Origin of the sequence: Bradyrhizobium sp. 1200_D9_N1_1 (genome assembly GCF_052075915.1) — a bacterium.
Classification (GTDB): domain Bacteria; phylum Pseudomonadota; class Alphaproteobacteria; order Rhizobiales; family Xanthobacteraceae; genus Bradyrhizobium; species Bradyrhizobium diazoefficiens.
This window is the reverse complement of sequence record NZ_CP197226.1, coordinates 849,404-867,747: the sequence shown is the minus strand read 5'-3', so window position 1 is coordinate 867,747 and position 18,344 is coordinate 849,404. Positions and strand designations below refer to the sequence as shown.

The window sequence follows — 18,344 nt, the reverse complement described above, 5'->3', positions numbered from 1 at the left end:
TTAGCGATGCGCGTTGCCGGCGGCGCGCGCTTCGAGGTAGCGCGGATCCGACGTTGAGCTGCAGGCGGCCTGATCGGCCCAGGCTTCGAGATCGCCGATGGCGTAGACAACGCGGCCGCCGAGCTTGCGAAAAGTCGGGCCATTGCCATGGCAGCGATATTTTTCAAGCGTGCGCGGCGAGATGCCGAGGAGGCGCGCGGCCTCGGGGGTGCGCACGTAACGGGTGGCGAGTTGCGCAGGCCTGTCGAGCATGGGAGATCTCCGTCTTGCCTCGAAGTGCCGCGGCCAAGTCGCGGCATGTCCGGGCCAGAGTGGCGGAGAGTTCAGGCGTTGGGGGTGGACGAAAATTGACGTACGTTTGTGTCCCCCCATCGTCGCAACCAGGCGAAGCCAGGCGTACTACCGGGGCGCAACTAACTCATCAGGTCGATGGCTTGAAGGAATCGGGGAGCCGATCAGAGGCCGCGTAGAAGTTTCAGATAGCCGCGCTCGACCAAAGCGATTGAATCGTGAATGAGCCGGTTCGCCTTGCGGCGGGCATGAGAATCCTTCCACTCGACCGAGCGGCGCTGAGCGTGGTCGGAGGCGAGCACCTTCGCTGCCACGTCTCGCGGGCCGCCACCCAGGTCGTGGACGTCGAAGGCGTGCAGGAGCTGAATCAGTCGCCGTTTCTGAAACGACGTCAGCCGCAGCGCCGCCGGGAGAAGACCGGTGCGCTGGCCGCTGAGGCGACGCACGAAGTGTAGCGCCACGTCGGCCCGCAGTTCGCCCATGCCGTCGAGCGGCACAAGCACGGCGGGACGGCGCGCGGCCTGCTCGTCGCGCAAACTGACATGGAGCTCACCCGAGCCGTCGGCGACAACCAGCTCGCGACCGTCAGCATCTGTCCGCCCGACGATCGACAGTCCGAAAGCGTTGCGATCAATCGAATGAACGGTCTCGAAGTCCGGCGGCGCGGGCGTCAGGATCAATGTTCCCGGTGATGCCTCGGGCAGCCAAATGGCTGGTTCGGGCCAAACCGGAGAGGCGGGGTCATGGGCGACACCGCAACCTCCATCGACGTGCGAAACTGGTTCGGATGGTGTTGGGATCGGATTCGCCGCGCGCGATCTGTCGCTCAGTGCGGGCGAAGTCGCGGCGGTAGTCGGCATTGCGACGAAGGAATTCGAGGGCAAAACCCGGGCGCTCAAGACGATTCAGGCGTTCGATGGTCTCCGGCGAACGCCAGTACTGGGTCGGCATGGTCTGTCTTCTCGTCTTTTTGTTCTGTGCCCCGCACCACGATCCCTAAAGACGCTACAAGAGACCAGACCCGGAGGTTGCATCACGCGAGATCGCAATTTGCGTGATTGGGGCGCAAATCACTGCATCCGCGGTTCCAAAAGGCCCTGATATCCGGCTTCCACCATCCATCGCGCGCGGGCGAGATGGCTATCATGGACATTTTTGGCACGATCTGGTTCGCGCGTGGGGTCGAGGCCGAAGATCACGCTGACCACCTCGCGCCAGTCGGCGCCCTCCTCTTCGGCCATCAACAACCGAACGTAGATAGCAAGATGTTTCTCGTCATAGGCGTTGACGCGATCCGTTATTGGCGGCCGGTCCTGGAATGGCGCGCCGTTCATTGCAATTGCCCCTCAGCATTGATGCAGCGATTAGAATTCATCTAAGCTCCAGAACTTTGCAAGCTGGGAAATCGTCACACTCGAATTGTGCCGTGATGCGCAGATCGCATCGCGGCGCTCCCCGGAAGCGGCACACCAGGGCCTAGCCAGACGATATGAATAGCACAGTGACGCACGAATCGGAACGATCGTTCCTGGAACGATCATTCCGATGTGAGTTCCCTTGTTGCCATGGATCTCAAGGAGGTCATGGCGGTCAATCTGCGTCGGATACGTCATGTGAAGAAAATGACGCAGGAAGAGTTGGCCGATGGCGCTGGACTAAGCGTCCGTTACGTCGGCGCAATTGAACGCGCAGATGTGTCGGCCAGCGTGACCGTGCTTGGCCGAATCGCGGAGGCGCTCGGCGTCGAAGCAACCGATCTCGTCAAGCGAACGACGGTTCATTCCCATCGGGCTCGATGACGCGACAATTTTGTGCCCCACCGCAACACCGGCACGTCGTGAATCAACTCCGCATTGCCTCACGCATAAGTTGATAGTCGGCTTTACGTAAATCTGATCTGTCTCCAAAGCGCATGCCTAGTTCAGAAACGGACGAGCATGCTGGGGAGATGGAGTAGGCCTCATGACTCTGTACGAGCACTTGCCAGCCGACATTCGCGAGACAGTGGATGCTCTGGTCACGGAACTCAGGCCGCAACCTTGGCCAACGCGGTTCTTTGCGCTGATTGGCCTGCTCGGAGAGAAGTTGGAGGCGCGGCGCGAGGCGGAGCCGTGGCATCTGATCCAACAGTGGACCGGCATAGTGACGGCAACGATGGAGCACTTGCTCCCCGACAGTTCGGTTGTCGAATGCCTGGGACTGATGAGCATTAGTTTCAACGACCAGTGGCGCGCTCAGGCGCTTGGCCAGATCGAACGGGATCCCACAGTGCTGGATCGTCTCGTCGCCATTTGTCCGGACTGGGAAGACATCGTCGAGAGCGTGATCGAGGCCAACCAAAGACGTCCAATCAAATCGGCACGCGGCCGCTGATCGGCATCGGTTACGCCCTTGCCGCTTGCGCCGTCACGGCAAACGAGGTGCCTTCGCGCTTCCTCAGCGTGGCGGTGCCCCGCCCGGGCCAGCCGGGCGGGGCATTGCGGATCGGCTCAGTCGCCGTTGCGACGGTTGGGGCGAGACCAGATCAGGCTGAAGCCCTCGCCCTCTTCATCGGCGAAGAGGTTGGCGAAGATCGGGGCGGTGAAGCTCGGATCGTCGAGCTTGAGGCCGAGATAATCGCGGCCTTCGTTGGAGCGCTTGGACCAGGCGGCCCCGATCTCGACCCGGCCGACATAGATCCGGTGGCTGGGGGCGTTGTCGCCCGAGCGGCTGGTTTCGGGGACGATGCGGACGTTCCTCGCCTGGAGCGAGAGAGTGACGATCTCGCCGTTGAACTCGTTGTTGCCGGTCTTCTTGAAGGTGCCGATGGTCGCCATGGTAGTTCTCCTTGATCTCTGTTTTCGAGCCCGCACCTTGCGGCCTCGATGGTGATCGACAGGCCGGAGGCGATCGACGGCGCACCCCGAAGGGGCTGGACAGCAAAGGAGGAACTTTCTTGTCTCGCGCGAGGAATGGCGGCGCAGCCGGCAGGGGAAGAAAGTTGTGACGCCGCTGTTGCGCCAAAGGCGGTCGAGGCTTCAGCCGTCCTTCGGCCAGATCCATCCATCGAAGAGGCCGTTGGTGCGCTCGATCCAAACAGAGCTGACATCAAGGAGAACGTGGCGATTTGGGAGCCCACCGAGAGAGCTGGCCCAACGAATCCAATGCTGCTTAGCCCTCTGTAATCGAGACGGACGGATCTCCGCTTCCGCGATCGCGCGTCGGCAGCACGCCCCATTCACGAGAGCGGCTGGCCGTAGTTGTGATCCGTCACCGTTTGGTCGATGCCGCACAACGACTGCCACGAAACTGCCACTCTGCGATGATCGGTCGTGTCTCGATGCTTGGCCGCTCTGTGTGAAGCTCACAGACTAGAATGCGAGCACGCTGGATGTCTGATCGAGTCAGCCCCTTCCAATGGACGCTGCCGGCTTGCGCCAGGCCTTCCCGCCCCTACAGGGGTTACGACAATTCGCCGCGCGGACCCAGAGGAGGATCTCGCGCAAATGATGACCGCTAAGAGCTCGAGTGAGAAGAGAACCGGATGAGCGACAAAAGCGATCTTGAAAACAGAGCCATCGAAGCGATATGGAACTATCGTGAGGCCTTCGCCGTGGTCGGCCGCCTGGAGCGAAAAGAACGTTCCGCGCATCGAGCGGTGACCAGGATACTGCCTGAATTGGGGCGCGCCTTACGCAGCCAAGACACGCGGTGTCTTAAGAATAGCATTAAGATCGGCTCGGCAGCTGTCTCGCGGCAGAACGAAGCGTGGGCCAACCTAACTGAGGCGACCGCACGTTTGGATTCAGCCCACTCGACTTTGGCCGCCCTCGAGCGCCAACTAGGATATCTTCCAAAGGTCTCAAAACCACGAGATTCAGGCTAGCTCAAAGTATGCCAGGACGTCGAGCTGCGCCTTATCCTAGGCGGAGATTTTCTGCGGCTTGTTTGCCGCTGCGGTTCATCACCAGCTCGTAGCTGACCTTCGCGCCTTCAACAAGCGAGGTATAGCCGGCCTTCTCTACCGCCGAGATGTGCACGAAAACATCGTTGCCACCGTCGTCCGGCGCAATGAACCCATAGCCTTTGGTCGGGTTGAACCACTTAACAGTCCCTAACGCCACGTCATTTGCTCCAAAAAGAAAAAACACCTTCCCATCTAAATCATTGAACGAGCCGATCGCAAGTCTCCGCGCGAAAGCGGCTCGATGGGATCCGTTGTCCCGCCCGTTCGTAGGTCTTGGACAGAAGAAATAGAGTGCCCCACTCGATGAAATGAACGAGCACGCTGAAATCGGCCGGCATTCAAGAACGACGAGGCGAAGGTCACATTTTCTTCGAAAACTCCGTGCTAACTGTCGCCTGCTTGTCGCGGCCGGATGTACGTCGTGGCATCACGGGAGCCCCGGCTTTCATGCCGGGGTTTTTCGTTTCCGGCGCGAGAAGCAGCTTGACCGGATAGGCTCGTCAAATGGCGCAGCCCACTGCGACAATTCGACTTGGATGCGTAAGAATCATCCGGAGCGGCACAGAGCGAAAAGCCGAATAGCAGGCAGATATGGCGCAGAATATCTACGACAATCCCGATTTCTTCGCTGGCTACAGCCAATTGCCCCGGCAGGTGCATGGGCTGGACGGCGCTCCTGAATGGCCGGCGATCCGGGCCATGCTGCCCGATTTGGTCGGGAAACGTGTCGTTGATCTCGGATGTGGCTTCGGCTGGGCCTCGCGCTGGATGCGCGAGCAGGGCGCGGCCTCGGTTCTGGGTCTCGATCTGTCGCAGAACATGATCGAGCGTGCCAGGGCGGACACAGCGGATACGGCCATTGAGTATCGCATCGCCGATCTCGACACACTGGACCTCCCTGAGGCGGCTTTCGACCTCGCCTACAGCGCACTGACCTTTCACTATGTTCAGGACTTTGGCCGTCTCGTACATGTGATCCGCAAAACGCTCGTTCCTGACGGGCATTTCGTCTTTACGATTGAGCATCCGATCTTCATGGCCGCGGCACATCCGCACTGGATTTCCGATGAGGAGGGCCGCAAAACCTGGCCGGTCAATCGATATTCCGTCGAGGGCGAACGTCGGACGGACTGGTTTGCCAAGGGCGTTCTGAAATACCACAGGACACTTGGCACTACCTTGAATACGCTGATCGGCGCAGGCCTTCAAATTCGGCGGATCGAGGAGTTTGCCCCAACACGCGAGCAGATCCAGCAGATGCCGCAATTGGCCGAAGAACTCGAACGCCCCATGATGCTGATTGTATCTGCGTCCACATCGATCGGCGGTAAGCTTCGAAGCCTTCGTGATATCCGGCCGGATTAGGTTCCTGCCGGGCCCGCCCCGGTATTGATATCAGCCCGGCGTCAAGCGCTATCTTGCCGGCCCGTCTGCGGCCATGCCGGTGAAGCGAGCCAAGGCCGTGATGCTGACCGCAACGGCCCCGGCGATCGCGAAGACCGTTTGCCAGGTGGGCGAAGACATCGCCATCTGGGCGATTCCATGCGTCGCGCTGTAACCGGCGACGGTCGCGGGCGCGACATAGAGGATGATGATTAAGAGCCGCAGCCAAGCCCATGTCACGAGGGCGAGCGCGAGTTGGCCGATGCCGAAGGTTACGGCGCCAGCCGCGAACGCAACCGCGATTCCGCCCAGAGCGCCAGCCCCTGTGTGGAAGGCCCGAAGACCAATCGTCACGCCGGCGAAGACGGGCACCGCGAAGACCGCAAGCGTGAAGAGTAGCCAGGCGAAGAAGCCTATGGCGAGGAAAATAAGCAGTGGTCCCAAGGCAATCATGGTGGTGGGCTCCGTGAGATAGGGGTCTGACGGTCGCGCCTTCCACCACCACCACGGCGCAAACGCAGTATAGCAGCAAATGCCAGCGACCGGAATCGTCACAAATCCGGTTGCGGGCGAATGACAAAATGACCATATTGAGCGTCAGGAGCCGATCGCCCGGGCTGCAAGCGACCCAAAAGGCGGCATCTCGATTTCCCAATCGAACACCCGAACGGCAACCATTCTGCCGGCGCGCGGTGGTCATGAAGCGCTTGTGACTGCCACTAAGACGCCGGTGTGAAATGGATTTGCCATGTCTACCATCCAAAAGAAGTGCGCAGACTTTCTGCGTATGACCTTCAACGATCTGGCCGGCGGCAAGCTCGGATCAGGTCACGCCCACGAGATCGTGGCTGCGTATTTCGGCTATGGTACCGCGGCGGCTCTAAGGGCCGAGCCGAAGTATCAGCTTGCGGCTTTGGATAAAGCCGCGATCCTGATGCCTGATCTGCGCTTGATGGATCAGCGCGTGCAGCACCTCAATGGTCTCCCTGCAGGTCTACCCAATGTTGACGAGCTGGCTTCGCTGCTCTCGAGCTTTCTTAACGCAAACGGCTACTTTTCAGGTGAGGTTTGGTACACCCGAGATCTCGAGGAGTATATCGATGTATCCTTCATTCAAGAAGATCCCATGATGATCGAGGACGCTCTCTCGGGTGAGATGGCTATGACGAATGCTTTTTTTGACGAGCTTTACATAGACAAAGTAAGCCTAGACGTCGGAGACGATGTGCTCGTGGCAAATGTCTCAGGTTCTCTCAATGGAGAGAACGATCCGGATAAGCCGTTCCACGGGGATTCGATCGCTTTCACGACGATGATAACATTTGAGCGTGTGGCCGGTCGAACCGGCTATATGCGGCCGGAGCTGGAGACGTCGGGCGCCATTGATGACTCACATTACTATGATCAGGACGCCTGAGGGCAGCTAGGCATTTCATGGCACGATTGGGCTCTCATTTCGTCTGTCGTTCTGCACGACAAGGTACGGCGGCGCTCACGAGCCGCCGTACCTCCAGACCGGGATGCCTAGCTTCTTCGCTTTGTCAGCGAGATTGTCTTGGATGCCGGTGCCAGGAAAGTGCATCACGCCGATGGGTAGCGTCTCCAGCATCGCATCGTTGCGTTTGAACGGCGCGGCCTTGGCGTGCTTTGTCCAGTCGGGCTTGAAGGCGATCTGCGGGACCTTGCGATTGTCGGCCCACTTGGCGGCAATCAGCTCGGCGCCCTTGGGCGATCCGCCGTGCAGCAGCACCATGTCCGGGTGCTTGGCGTGCACCTGGTCGAGCTTAGCCCAAATTAGCCGGTAGTCGTTGAAGTCGAGTCCACCGGTGAGCGCGACTTTCGGTCCGCGTGGCATGAGCACCTGATTTTCGGCGCGCTTCTTCGCGGCCAGGAAATCGCGGCTGTCGATCATCGCTGACGTCAGATTGCGGTGGTTGACCTTCGATCCGTTGCGCGGCCGCCATGCGGAATGGGCGTGGCGTTCGAACTCGTCGGCGGCCTGGTCGCGCATCAGCTCGAAGGCGTTGCGTCGCTCGATCAGCGTTTGCCCTTCTGCCGTCAGACGCTCCAGCTCGACGGATTTGATTTCGCTGCCGTCCTGCTCCCGCTGCGAGCGCTGCTGGGCCAGCTCGTTATCGTCGAGCTCGCGCTCGATCCTGTCGATCGCACGATGGAAGACGTTTACCATCGACCAGAGCAGGTCGTCGAGGTCGGGCTCAAGACGGGTATCGGACAGCGCCACCACCAGGGCATCGAAGATGTCGGCGACGCTGCCGGCGAGGATTCGCGCTTCAGGAAGCCCCCGGGGATCGGGATCATCGTGGAAGGGACGGTAGCCATGGAGCTGGAGTTCCTGGAGGACCTGGTCGGTCGGGGATGAGCTGTGGTGCGGCTCGAAATCGTTGTCGTGGTCGGCGGTCATTGCGGTTTTCCCTCGTCGGATCGACCGCGCCCATCGCGGCCTTCATGGCGACGAAAGCGGCAGGCGGAACGGACTTGCACCCGCAGCGCAGCGGAGGGCCGGAGCCTTGGCGGAGGACCGAAGGGGGCCGACTATTTTGTCTCGCGATGTAAAGGCGGCTCTGCCGCCGACGGAAAATAGTCGGCCCACGAGGTTGCCGGTCCGGGCCGCCTGCCGCCCGATCGCCCTCTCAGAAGGCCGTGGGGCAGTCCTCTGGCGCCGAGGGGAAACACGTTCACCGACCGTGCGGTAACGAAGCGGCCGCGTCGCCCCTCATCCCGTTTCGGCTATGCCGCCAGCTCCATAAAGCGCGCGACGTCCTGCGCCGCGATCTGTACGCGGCTTGCGGCCCGAAGGGCGTCAAATCCGAGCAGGCGAAGATCCTCGTTGAAGTCGCCAAGCTGTGGCGAGATCACGATTGCCTCGATGCCGGCCTCCTGCGCCCGATCCATCAAGGTCGCCATGGCGCCGTCACCGGCAGGATCGTCGTCCCGGGCGATGTAGAGCCGGCGGAGCGTATCCGGAAGAAGGACGGCGGAGAGATGCGCTGCCGAGAGAGCTGCGACCATCGGCATGGTCGGCAGGGCGCAGCGGAGCGACAGCATCGTCTCGATGCCCTCACCGGCCGCCATGACTTCACCAGCGACGCCAAATCGAACAGCGTGACCAAGCAGGTCGCCCATCGCCCGCTTTGGCGTGTCGATTGGCGCCTTGCCCAGCGTCGCCTCGCTGAAACCATGCGGGTCGAGCCAGGTGCGGTGTACGCCAGCCAGCTCGCCGGACAGATCGGTGACGGCGGCGATCATCGCCGGCCAGGTCTCGGTCGGGCTGTGGTCGTCGGGCCGGTAGTAGCAACGTGGGTGAAAGCGCAGGCTTCCGGTTTCGTGCAAAGACGTAATGCCGCGATTGCGGAGATACGCTTCTATGAGTGTGCGTTCGATCGGCTGCGACATGGCAAAGAGCCGACGAGCGGCCTCCGGCGATCCTCGTGCCGCGCTGGAATTGCGGAGCCGCGGCTGATTGGGCTCGGGCTCTGGATGCGGCAAGCTGAGAAACAAGCGCGCCTCGTCGAGGACGTTCTTGAAGTCGACCAGGCGGCAACTCTCGCGAATGACATCGAGCAAATCGCCATGTTCCCCGGTGGCGGCATCGGTCCATTTGCCGGCGGCTCCCTTCGCCGACTGCTTGAGCCGCACGAACATTGAGCGGCCAGGCGTATTGCGGACGTCGCCGACGAGCCAATAGCTACCTTCCCGTCGTCCGGCAGAGAGGTAGTGACGGCACACGGACTCAGCCTGCCGGCCGAGACGCCGTGCGAGATCGTGTGCGTTATCGGCCATCGTCATCCCCAAAAAGAAAAGGTCCGCCGTCGCCAGCGGACCTTGTTGTTGCTCTCGACGGCTTATTCGGCTGCCATAATCTGCTCACCGGCTCGCTGATTGTGGGCGGTCCGCTCTTCTTCGTCTTCCAGTTTGTTTTCGCTAGGCTGCTCTGGAGTTTCCTCGACTATAGATTCGACCGCCGGTTCGTCGCCAATGGCTCGGCCCAGCGTGCGAAGCGGTTCGGGCAGCCAGGCCGTGTCGGTGAGCAAGGTCTGCGCCTCGGCAGCCATGTCACCCTTCTTCAGATGCTCGATCCGATCGGCGGCGCGCTGCCCTTTTGCCTCCACCACGGCCTGGAGGATTCGCGTCTTCGTCACCCGACCGAAGAAGTTGTCTACGGTCGGTTTCCACCCCGCCGCAGCCATGTCGAGATCGACAGCCCGGGCGAGACGGTCGGCGTGAGCGAGCGCACGCGGCCGCCGATTCCAGGGTTCATGCACGGCGTTGACCGACAGGCTGACGACATGGGCAAAGAGCATCGCCTGGCTGTCGCCGTCCCACGCCTGAAGTGCGTCCCAGAGGTCGGCCGATTCCTTCGGCAAAGCCTTCGCCCAGCGCTCGTGCCGAGCGCGGATCGCCTCGGCTAAGGCGCTGTCGTTCAGGCCGAGCGCCTGGGCGCCGAAACTCACGCTCTTCAGATCCAGCTCCAGGCAGCTATCCGAGCCGTAGTGGTAGAAGGTCTTCAATGTCAGAGCATGCAGGGCCGCATGAAAGGCGACCTGCGGCTGCTCACCGAGGGCATGACGCAGGCCGAGTGTCCGATGGGTGGTGAGCTCGGTCATCAGCCGGTCGGAGATGGGCGAAAGGCCCTCGTCCTCCTCCTGCTCGGCGCCGGGCTCGACCGACACGTTGCGCTCGCCGCCTTCGTAGCTCGCGGCCTTGGCCCGTTCGGCCTCACCATCTTCTTCAGCAAGACCGGGCTCCGGCTCCGCCGACGGTTCGTCTTCGGGCCGGACGTAGCCGCGCTCAACACGAAGCTCGCCTTCAGCGCCAATGCTGACGAAGACGCCTGCGCGCACGATCTCGGCCGGGTCGAAAACAACCGGCCGGCTCTCGAGCCCCTCCAAAGCTGTTTCCAGCTCGGACAACCGTTCGTCGACCTCGTCGGGCAGTTCATCGGCGTCCGCGTGTTTCTCAGACAGCTGATCGAACTCTGCTTGCAAGGCGTTGCGGGCCGCTTCCTCCTCGGCAGTGAGGGTGACGATCTCGCCGCGAAGTTGTCGCAGACCGAAAGCGTGGCCGTAAGCGAAATCGGGGGCGACCTCGGTCCACTTCCAACCCTCGGCGGCAATCGTCTCGGATTCCGCCTTCAGCTTGTCGGCCACCATCTGGTCGACGAGCGCGACATCCTGCATCCAGCCGCCATCGTCGCCCTGAAACAGATCTCGCAGCACCGTGCCACCGGCGGCAGTATAGGCGTCAACCCCGATGAACAGCGCCCGCTTGTCGGAAGCGCGGACCGCGCCTTCTGTCAGCATGCGGCGGATGACGTAGGGCTGCTTGTCGTGGGACGCCTTCAGCCGCTCGAACACAACTTCCTGACGCTCGTGGTCGCCAGATACAGCGAAGGCCATGAGCTGGTCGAGCGTCATGCCGTCCTCCGCATAGACGTCGAGCAGCGTCGGCGAAACCGACGCGAGCTTGAGGCGTTGCTTGACGACGTTGACGGAGACGAAGAAGGCGGCAGCGATCTCCTCCTCCGACTGGCCCTTTTCGCGCAGCGCCAGGAATGCCCGGAACTGGTCGAGCGGATGAAGCGGAGCGCGCTGGACGTTCTCGGCGAGCGAGTCTTCCTCAGCGATGCCGCTATCGCGGACGACGCAGGGCACCGGGGCGGTCTTGGCGAGGCGCTTCTGCTTGACGAGCAGCTCCAGCGCGCGGTAGCGCCGGCCGCCAGCCGGGATCTCGAACACGCCGGTCTCGGCGCCGACCTGGTCGACGACGGGCCGGACACTGAGGCCCTGCAGAAGGCCCCGGCGGGCGATGTCCTCTGCTAGCTCCTCGATCGAGACGCCGGCCTTCACGCGCCGGACGTTCGACTGACTCAGCACGAGCCTGTTGAAGGGGATATCGCGCGAGGGCGAAAGGGTGATCTTGCGAACGGTAGTCGCCATGGGATGATACTCCGCGACGGGCGCCGAGAGCCTCTCTCTCGACATCAACTCGTCACGAAGCGCAGCGCCGCCCTCTCACTTTGGAGGGCGGCGTCGCAAAGCCAACGAACAGGAAAGACGGAAAGCCTCGGAACCGGAAAAGCACCGTTCCGTATCTCCGGTTGTCCGGGAATCAGGCCGCGCGGTCGAGCAGCTTCTTCGCCCGTGCCTCCATGTCGAGTCGTGCGTCCTGATGAGTCTTGTCGCGCGCGACGGCTGTGATGCCCTGGACGAAATCAAACACGCTCTCGGGCTTCCGGCCTTCCTCGGACAGAACTGTGTCGATGATCTTCGCCGTCTCGGTCTTGGAGAAGCCGCCCTTGCGCAGAAACTCGCTGCGGTCCTCGTCGGTCCGGGCGACGATCCGCTCCCGCGCCGATTTGATGCCGTTGACGAAGGGCATCGGCGAAGAGTTCGCGAAGCGTGTCAGCGCCGGCGCCGCCTCATGGGCGAAGCGCGTCGCGGCGTATTTCGAATGGCGGATGGTGATCTCCTCGAAATCCTGAACACCCCACAAATTCCGATTCTGACAGACGGCGCGAAGATAGAAGCTCGCTATGCCGAGCGTCTTCGCGCCCACCTCGGAATTCCAGCAGTAGAAGCCGCGGAAGTAGAGGTCCGGCAAGCCGTCGGGCAGCCGGCCGGCCTCGATCGGATTGAGGTCGTCGACCAGAAACAGGAAGACATCGCGATCGGAGGCGTAGAGCGTCGTCGTATCCTGGGTGATGTCGACGCGCGGGTTGTAAACGCCAGTCGACCAATCAAGCACGCCTGGGACCTTCCAGCGCGTGTCACCCGTGCCATTGCCGGCGATGCGCTGAACAGCTGCCACGAGTTCGTGGTCAAATATACGCCCATATTCCGGACCCGTCGCGGCGCGAAGCTCGAGGCGACTGCCCTGCACCTCAAGCGTTTTTATCTGCTCGGCTCGATGAAAGCTGAGGCCGAACTGCAGGTTGATGCCAGCGAGCGGTGCCGGAAGCTGACGGAGGTAAGCCGCCGGCGCTCCGACCAAGCTGGCAAGTTGACCGAAGCTCCAATGAGTCGGCGCGATCGGCGCGTCGCAACCGGGTAGCATCAGCGTCAGGCGCTCGGCATCGTCGCGGTTGGCCTCCACTCGGATCGCGGTGCTCTCGACCGTTCGGGTCCGGCTGCGCTCGCTCCGGCTGCGCACGGCGGAGTAGAGATCCGACAAGGACAGATAGCGTTCGTCCGCCGGCCGCGAGAACCATTCGGATGAAACGCGGCCGATGCGCTCGCCGCGACTCACATCCACCTTGTAGCCGCCGGCGCAGTCGTGGGCAGCGATCAAAACTTCTGCTTGGGTCATGGGACAATCTCCATGACGGGCGCCGGAGGCCTCTCCTCCGATCATCAACCCGTCACGGCGAAGCCGATCCGTCCTCTCACTCTAATGGGGGCGTTGCGGGGTCTCCCCGCAGAAGGGGGTGCGTCGGCGACCGCGGCGCCGACCAGGGGGAAGGCTTTCCCCTCAAAGGCGCACCGCCGGAATTCGCCATATCATCGGAGCAACAGGCTGCGTAACCCGATGGACCAGCTCGGAAAGTTAGTGCGCGCGCAAACAAGGGGAACTGAACATCGGAGCCAACTGGCGGGTGCTTTCGCCATTTTCATACGACAGCTTGACTTGACGTCCCACACACCGGCAGAACGATCCTCCACAGACCACAACGTCAGCGATTGAAACGAAAATGACGTTCGATATCAGGGGCAGCATCAAGAATACGAAGATCAGCTCGAACCTGTATGTCGTTTTTGAGGAACCGATCTCAAATGCGACCGACTCATTCCTTATCCGCAAGCACGAAGACGCCTCTGAAACGGACATGCTGGTTGAAATCGACGTCTAATTTATTCGAGCTGACATGCTCGACGACCGAGAGTCCATGATCGTTTCCTGCAAAGACAACGGATACGGGTTGGGAGACGATCAGCTCAAGGCATTTCTAACCAAAGACACTTCCTACAAGGACGACCTTCCGATCTTCGCGATTGGTCAGTGTACCTGCGGCCGAGAGCCGCAAGTATTTTTGCTACGCTCCGTTACGCTATCTTGCGGCTATCAACGCAGGCTGACGCGTTAACTCGCTCGCGTTTGACGCGAGCTATGCGGGGTCATCGAGAATATCGTTTTCTTCCGTCATTCTGGGTGCCAACATCTCAGTCATCTCGACCGTGACGTTTCGTGCGGCGGAGTGATGGAGAAGACGAATGACGGAGTCCAAATTCCTGACACCGGAGGAAGTGTCTGCACGATACCGTGGCGAGGTCTCCGTGGGTACGCTGCGGAATTGGCGCGCAATGCGAACTGGGCCTGCATACATCAAGATCGGCAAAGCCGTCTTATACCCGGTGGACGAGCTTGACGCATGGGATCGGGGAAATCTGGTGATTTGTAGTGCGTCGAAAGAACTGAACGTGAGCTAGCTTGAGAAAAACAAAATCGCGCTCTAATATGATGACTCAATCCGCTGGCACGCTCGAGACAACGACTCGGTTGCTGTGCTCGGAATGATAGGGAGCTAAAATCGCGAACCGCGCTGCGTTTCCCCTGTTCAGCGGTGCACCGTCAGACCACCGCTTTCATCATAAGTCGGCTCAACACTGACGCCATGTCCTCGCGGCACTCCGTCCGTGACCAAATACTCAGCGCAGAGAAGGCGACGTTGAGTTGAGCGCTCCGAACCGGTCGGTTCAGGCAATCAGCCGTGTCCGATAGGCCTCAAGCCGCGCCAGTCGATCCTGCAGATACGTGCGATATTGGATCAGAAGATCATCTGGACTGGCGAACTCGCCAAGCACCCTTTCCGTCTCTGCCATCGCCTGATCGATGGTGAGGCAGCCCGAACCGTCGCCTGTCATCTGATCGGTCAAGTAGCGCTCGACCTCCAATCGAGTAGGTTCGGGGAGAACCGAGCGCGCTTCGAAATAGATCAACCGGAGCCCGAACCAGCGCAGTCGCTCGTCCTCCATGCCCTGGACGATCGCGAGGCGGTCCTCCCATCGCGCATCGTGGAACGCGGCAATGCGTGCCTCATCAGCAGGACCGGGAAAGCCGCTATAGATGCGCTCTTCGAGGTGCGGAGATAATGCGTAGGGCTCGCGCGCAGCCATGTAAGCAGCCACAAGCCGCGCGCACAGACCAGTGTCCGCCTTCATGAGACAGGCCCGGTCTCCGGTGGCGCCCATCGAACCGCCATCCAGCATATGCTCGGGAGCGTCGTAGAACGCCGTCAGCGTGGGCGCGGCATTGATCCTGAAGCGACGAATCGGACTTGGCTTCTGCGTCAGATGAACTTGCAGTTCGAGATCGCTCATCGCGGCAAGCCGGCCCATGTCTTCGTTGAGACTCAAGCAAAGCCGGCCATTGGCCTGATCGGGATCCCTGCCGATGCAGACGACCGACGTATGATAAGCTTGGCCGCCGAAAAACTCGGTCAACACGAAGCCGTCTTCGACCTCAATGAAATCCGCGACGGTCGCTTTGTTCGAGAAGCGCACGAAGCGCTGCCACAACTCCGGAGACCTTCGATAGACCAATCGGCTCAGTTCGAGCGTCGCAAGCACATCGGACATCGCGTCGTGTGCCCGAGCATGTGCGACGCCATTTGCCGCCGCCAACTGTTGCAAGCGAAATGTCCGCCGCCCTTCTTCGCTGACCGGCACAACTAGTTGCGCAGGCGACACGGCATCGGCGGCCATCACCAGACTGAGCGCATCGGCGCGGCAGTTTCGATGATTACTTGTCAGATATGCCGGATATAGGCACTGGAAGAGGGCGTGGCGCAGCATCTCCTCGTCGAAGCGGATGGAGTTGAAGCCGACGAAAACCGCAGGGCTCCAGGAAATCAAGGTCCGGCGAATATCTCCTACCATGGTGTAGTGCGACGGCAGGCTGGAATCAGTCAACGACTCGATCGGCAATCCGTTCGTCCGAAGCGCCGAAGGATGGGGAAGCACATGTGGCTGAAGGCGCGAGCGCGTCTCGAACCGAGCCACCTCGTTCAGGTTTTCATCGGTGCGAACAGCGGCGAAGTGGAGAATCTGATCGAAGCCACGCTTAAGCCCCGTCGTCTCGGTGTCGAAAAAGACGAAGCTCATGGGTGTGCTACCAACGAGTCAACCGGAAACGCATCGCCGCCGGGCTTACCCTAAACCGGCGCGCGAGACCCTCAATCGCTGCCTCGTCCTCGAGATCCACACCACCGCCTTCCAAGACGGCGGCTAAGAGGTCGCCGGGGATCAACAGCTCTGAGGCGAAGGCGTTGGCTTCGATCTCTATCGGTTCGGTTCCGAGCGCTGAGATATCATCTCGGAAGAGAACGCGTATCCCCTTGTCGACGTGAACGGCTTGTCTGATGTCTTCGTCGTGCAGCACATGATGGGCGAGTTCATGGGCGGCGGAAAAACGCTGGCGGTTGGGATGATGTAGCGCATTGACGCCGATGATGCCGATGCCGTCCTTGATATAGGCCATGCCCGAAAGATCCTCCTCCAGCGGTGCGTACTGAAGGACGATCTTGCGCGATTTAATGATGCGTTCGACAGGGACGGGCGGCGCTGAAACGCCGAACTCCCGAAGGATCGAGCGCGCAGCTTCGCGCGCTCGACCTGGATCAGCGTCCCTCACGATCCGACCTTAGAGCCGCGGCGTGGCGCGAGCGCGCTGCTGATCAAATCAGCGACCTGGGCGCCCGCGTTCTCGGACAGCGACTCCTTCGAAAGCTTCTCATTGACCAGCGTCATCTTCAATTCCTCCCCGATGGACTTATGCGGCATTGGCGGCAGCAGGTCGGCGACCTTCGCGAAATCAAGCGCGGTGGCGAGGGCATAGACATGGTGCAGCAATATGTTCTGCCGGCCGCTCTCGATGTTGGCGATCGACGCGCGAGACATCTTAACTTTGCTCGCCAACTGGGCCTGGGTCAGCGAAAGAGCCTTGCGCCGCGTCGAGACCGCGTTGCCGAACGCTATATAGACCGGATTGCCCGCCATCGCCGATGTTTGCGCTGCTTCGGGCATAATGTCAATCCCGCAAACATTATGTGCTTATTACAAACTTACTAGTGTGATCATTACTTGACATATTGGCCAATCTCAGGAATCCATATCCCGCCGGAGAGCGCGACGCTCACCGACGAGGCGAAGGAACCGAGATGTCGAAGCGCATTCATGTCGTGCCGCACGAATCAGGTTGGGCAACCCGACGTGAGGGGGCGTTGCGGGTGGGGTCCACCCATCACACCCAAGCCGAGGCGACGGAGGCGGCGCGTAGCACTGCGCTTCGCGAGCACGGCGAAGTCGTCATCCACCGTCCCGATGGCCGCATTCGCGACGCCAACTCCTACGGAAACGATCCCTTCCCGCCGAAAGGATAACCCAACGGATCGCTCACCAGGGCGATCCGGTCGGATCGGCGCGCGGAGGTCATTCAAAGAAGAGGACCAATATCGATGTCGAATTTTCCGTCCCTGCGCCGCGATGATCGGCCTGATGATCCCTTTGCCGACCCGCTGGACGCGGTACTCGCCGAGCTTGCCATCAATATTCAGCTTCCGCCCGGCCTGCATGCCAAGGCGGTCGAGCGATATGAGGCGGTCCGACGCTACATCGAACGACCCGGTAGTCCGCTCGAAGGCAGGGTCGCCTGCTTCTATCCCCAGGGCTCCATGGCAATCGACGCAACCACGTCGACCCGCGGCACGGACGACGAGTACGATCTCGATATCGTCGCCGAGATCGAAGGCCCCGACCTCGGTCCCGAGGCGCTGCTGGATGACCTGGAAGCCGCACTCGAGAGCTACCCGGTAAGCAAGGTCGTGCGCCAAACTCGGTGCATCACGCTCTACTACGCCGACGGCATGCATCTTGACATTACGCCGTCGCGGCGGCGGGCGCCGAAGGAGAAGGAAGGCGAGATCCCGCATGCGAAGAAGGGGACTCGCAGCGACCCGGCGCGCTATGTGCCGATGAACTCATATGCCTTCGGGAAGTGGTATTGCGCCCGAACGCCTACCGAGGAGCGGTTCGCGCTGGCGCTGAATCGTCAGCTGTACGAACAGGCCGGAATCGCCTTCGCCGCAGCGGACGTCGAGGACGTTCCGCCGCAAACGCCGCTCATCATCAAGAGCGTGACGACGGTCGCGCTGCAGCTAATCAAGCGGCACCGCAACATCGCCTACGCGACCGAGACGGGCCGGATCCCGCCATCGGTGATGTTGTCGTGCCATGCCGGCCATGCCGCCCGTCCGGGCATGAGGCTTGCGGAAATGCTGATCCGGCAGGCGCGCTGGACGGCCCGCGCGATCGACGACGCCGCGAAGCGCGGCCAGCTCCTGGTCGTGCCCAACCCCGAATTTCCGGTCGAGCGTTTCACCGACCGTTGGCCAGAATCTCAGCTGCAACAGACAACCTATTCTCGCCACCTGCACACCCTCGCTAACGGGCTCGAAGCCGCCCGCACCGGCGACGTGCAGCTGGAGGACTTGCAGGAGTGGTTGCGCGGGCAGTTCGGGGACCGGGTCGTCACGCGTTCTGTCAAAGCTTTCAACCAGCGGCTCGGGCGCCAAGTTCAATCACGGCAGCATGGTTATACGCGCTCCGGCGGCCTGTTCGTTCCCGCCGCGCCGGCGATCATCGGCGCGGCGACCAGCCTGGCGCCAGTCGCGGCTCGCGCACACACCAACATGGGAGAGCGCCGATAAGTG

General features: G+C 61.4%; 23 protein-coding genes. 9 read left to right on the top strand and 14 right to left on the bottom strand.

The window, feature by feature from the left end; translation table 11 throughout:
• From AB5K84_RS04130 to AB5K84_RS04115, 4 genes are all read right to left on the bottom strand, one after another.
• Positions 1-252 (bottom strand): helix-turn-helix transcriptional regulator, encoded by a 252-nt coding sequence (locus tag AB5K84_RS04130; RefSeq protein ID WP_014490270.1) that lies wholly within the window; start codon positions 250-252, stop codon positions 1-3.
• A 203-nt stretch (positions 253-455) separates the two neighbouring features.
• Positions 456-971 (bottom strand): DUF2285 domain-containing protein, encoded by a 516-nt coding sequence (locus tag AB5K84_RS04125; RefSeq protein WP_014490271.1) that lies wholly within the window; start codon positions 969-971, stop codon positions 456-458.
• A gap of 61 nt (positions 972-1,032) precedes the next feature.
• Positions 1,033-1,242 carry a transcriptional regulator domain-containing protein gene (locus AB5K84_RS04120; RefSeq protein WP_014490272.1) on the bottom strand — a complete coding sequence of 70 codons (210 nt, stop codon included), beginning with the start codon at positions 1,240-1,242 and terminating at the stop codon, positions 1,033-1,035.
• A 119-nt stretch (positions 1,243-1,361) separates the two neighbouring features.
• Positions 1,362-1,625, bottom strand: a complete 264-nt coding sequence (locus AB5K84_RS04115; protein WP_011082886.1) for a hypothetical protein — start codon at positions 1,623-1,625, stop codon at positions 1,362-1,364.
• Positions 1,626-1,856: 231 nt separating this feature from the next.
• Between AB5K84_RS04115 and AB5K84_RS04110 the strand changes: the two genes are divergently transcribed.
• Together AB5K84_RS04110 and AB5K84_RS04105 are read left to right on the top strand one after the other, a co-directional pair.
• Positions 1,857-2,090, top strand: coding sequence for a helix-turn-helix domain-containing protein (locus AB5K84_RS04110; RefSeq protein WP_016841283.1), 234 nt, complete (start codon positions 1,857-1,859; stop codon positions 2,088-2,090).
• Positions 2,091-2,253: 163 nt separating this feature from the next.
• The gene (locus AB5K84_RS04105; protein ID WP_011082888.1) at positions 2,254-2,664 is read left to right on the top strand and encodes a hypothetical protein; all 411 of its coding nucleotides are present in this window, start codon (positions 2,254-2,256) and stop codon (positions 2,662-2,664) included.
• Between the two features lie 116 nt (positions 2,665-2,780).
• Here AB5K84_RS04105 and AB5K84_RS04100 read toward each other — a convergent pair whose 3' ends face one another.
• Positions 2,781-3,107, bottom strand: a complete 327-nt coding sequence (locus tag AB5K84_RS04100; protein ID WP_011084751.1) for a DUF736 domain-containing protein — start codon at positions 3,105-3,107, stop codon at positions 2,781-2,783.
• A 707-nt stretch (positions 3,108-3,814) separates the two neighbouring features.
• Here AB5K84_RS04100 and AB5K84_RS04095 point away from each other — a divergent pair.
• A complete protein-coding gene (locus AB5K84_RS04095) occupies positions 3,815-4,156 on the top strand; it encodes a hypothetical protein (RefSeq protein ID WP_011082890.1) in 342 nt (113 codons plus the stop codon).
• Positions 4,157-4,187: 31 nt separating this feature from the next.
• Here the strand turns inward: AB5K84_RS04095 and AB5K84_RS04090 are convergent, their stop codons facing one another.
• Positions 4,188-4,394 carry a cold-shock protein gene (locus tag AB5K84_RS04090; protein WP_014490275.1) on the bottom strand — a complete coding sequence of 69 codons (207 nt, stop codon included), beginning with the start codon at positions 4,392-4,394 and terminating at the stop codon, positions 4,188-4,190.
• 434 nt (positions 4,395-4,828) lie between these two features.
• On the opposite strand from AB5K84_RS04090, the gene AB5K84_RS04085 reads away from it, so the two are divergent.
• The gene (locus tag AB5K84_RS04085) at positions 4,829-5,602 is read left to right on the top strand and encodes a class I SAM-dependent methyltransferase (RefSeq protein WP_011082892.1); all 774 of its coding nucleotides are present in this window, start codon (positions 4,829-4,831) and stop codon (positions 5,600-5,602) included.
• A gap of 48 nt (positions 5,603-5,650) precedes the next feature.
• On the opposite strand, the gene AB5K84_RS04080 is transcribed toward AB5K84_RS04085, so the two are convergent.
• Positions 5,651-6,073, bottom strand: a complete 423-nt coding sequence (locus tag AB5K84_RS04080; RefSeq protein WP_014490276.1) for a hypothetical protein — start codon at positions 6,071-6,073, stop codon at positions 5,651-5,653.
• A gap of 295 nt (positions 6,074-6,368) precedes the next feature.
• On the opposite strand from AB5K84_RS04080, the gene AB5K84_RS04075 reads away from it, so the two are divergent.
• Positions 6,369-7,037, top strand: a complete 669-nt coding sequence (locus AB5K84_RS04075; RefSeq protein ID WP_011082894.1) for a hypothetical protein — start codon at positions 6,369-6,371, stop codon at positions 7,035-7,037.
• Between the two features lie 75 nt (positions 7,038-7,112).
• Here the strand turns inward: AB5K84_RS04075 and AB5K84_RS04070 are convergent, their stop codons facing one another.
• From AB5K84_RS04070 to AB5K84_RS04055, 4 genes are all read right to left on the bottom strand, one after another.
• Positions 7,113-8,042 (bottom strand): DUF2493 domain-containing protein, encoded by a 930-nt coding sequence (locus AB5K84_RS04070; RefSeq protein WP_011082895.1) that lies wholly within the window; start codon positions 8,040-8,042, stop codon positions 7,113-7,115.
• Positions 8,043-8,368: 326 nt separating this feature from the next.
• Positions 8,369-9,427: a DUF7146 domain-containing protein gene (locus AB5K84_RS04065; RefSeq protein ID WP_011082896.1), complete on the bottom strand. Its 1,059-nt coding sequence runs from the start codon at positions 9,425-9,427 to the stop codon at positions 8,369-8,371.
• Positions 9,428-9,483: 56 nt separating this feature from the next.
• Positions 9,484-11,577: a ParB/RepB/Spo0J family partition protein gene (locus AB5K84_RS04060; protein WP_014490278.1), complete on the bottom strand. Its 2,094-nt coding sequence runs from the start codon at positions 11,575-11,577 to the stop codon at positions 9,484-9,486.
• 172 nt (positions 11,578-11,749) lie between these two features.
• Complete coding sequence (locus AB5K84_RS04055; protein ID WP_026192137.1) at positions 11,750-12,946, bottom strand: hypothetical protein; 1,197 nt, start codon at positions 12,944-12,946, stop codon at positions 11,750-11,752.
• Positions 12,947-13,328: 382 nt separating this feature from the next.
• Here AB5K84_RS04055 and AB5K84_RS04050 point away from each other — a divergent pair, with 382 nt between their 5' ends.
• Both AB5K84_RS04050 and AB5K84_RS04045 read left to right on the top strand, forming a co-directional pair.
• The gene (locus tag AB5K84_RS04050) at positions 13,329-13,487 is read left to right on the top strand and encodes a hypothetical protein (RefSeq protein WP_016839828.1); all 159 of its coding nucleotides are present in this window, start codon (positions 13,329-13,331) and stop codon (positions 13,485-13,487) included.
• A gap of 361 nt (positions 13,488-13,848) precedes the next feature.
• Positions 13,849-14,064, top strand: coding sequence for a helix-turn-helix transcriptional regulator (locus AB5K84_RS04045; RefSeq protein ID WP_011082899.1), 216 nt, complete (start codon positions 13,849-13,851; stop codon positions 14,062-14,064).
• Between the two features lie 267 nt (positions 14,065-14,331).
• On the opposite strand, the gene AB5K84_RS04040 is transcribed toward AB5K84_RS04045, so the two are convergent.
• The 3 genes from AB5K84_RS04040 to AB5K84_RS04030 are packed head-to-tail and all read right to left on the bottom strand — an operon-like array spanning position 14,332 to position 16,659.
• Entirely contained in the window at positions 14,332-15,738 is a 1,407-nt protein-coding gene (locus AB5K84_RS04040) for an exodeoxyribonuclease I (protein ID WP_011082900.1), read from the bottom strand.
• A 7-nt stretch (positions 15,739-15,745) separates the two neighbouring features.
• Positions 15,746-16,267, bottom strand: a complete 522-nt coding sequence (locus AB5K84_RS04035) for an ImmA/IrrE family metallo-endopeptidase (RefSeq protein ID WP_011082901.1) — start codon at positions 16,265-16,267, stop codon at positions 15,746-15,748.
• Entirely contained in the window at positions 16,264-16,659 is a 396-nt protein-coding gene (locus AB5K84_RS04030; protein ID WP_011082902.1) for a helix-turn-helix transcriptional regulator, read from the bottom strand. The genes AB5K84_RS04035 and AB5K84_RS04030 overlap by 4 nt, the downstream gene beginning before the upstream one ends.
• A 134-nt stretch (positions 16,660-16,793) precedes the next feature.
• On the opposite strand from AB5K84_RS04030, the gene AB5K84_RS04025 reads away from it, so the two are divergent.
• Together AB5K84_RS04025 and AB5K84_RS04020 are read left to right on the top strand one after the other, a co-directional pair.
• Positions 16,794-17,015 carry a DUF2188 domain-containing protein gene (locus AB5K84_RS04025; protein ID WP_011082903.1) on the top strand — a complete coding sequence of 74 codons (222 nt, stop codon included), beginning with the start codon at positions 16,794-16,796 and terminating at the stop codon, positions 17,013-17,015.
• 75 nt (positions 17,016-17,090) lie between these two features.
• A complete protein-coding gene (locus AB5K84_RS04020; protein ID WP_011082904.1) occupies positions 17,091-18,341 on the top strand; it encodes a nucleotidyltransferase domain-containing protein in 1,251 nt (416 codons plus the stop codon).
• Positions 18,342-18,344: the final 3 nt, after the last annotated feature.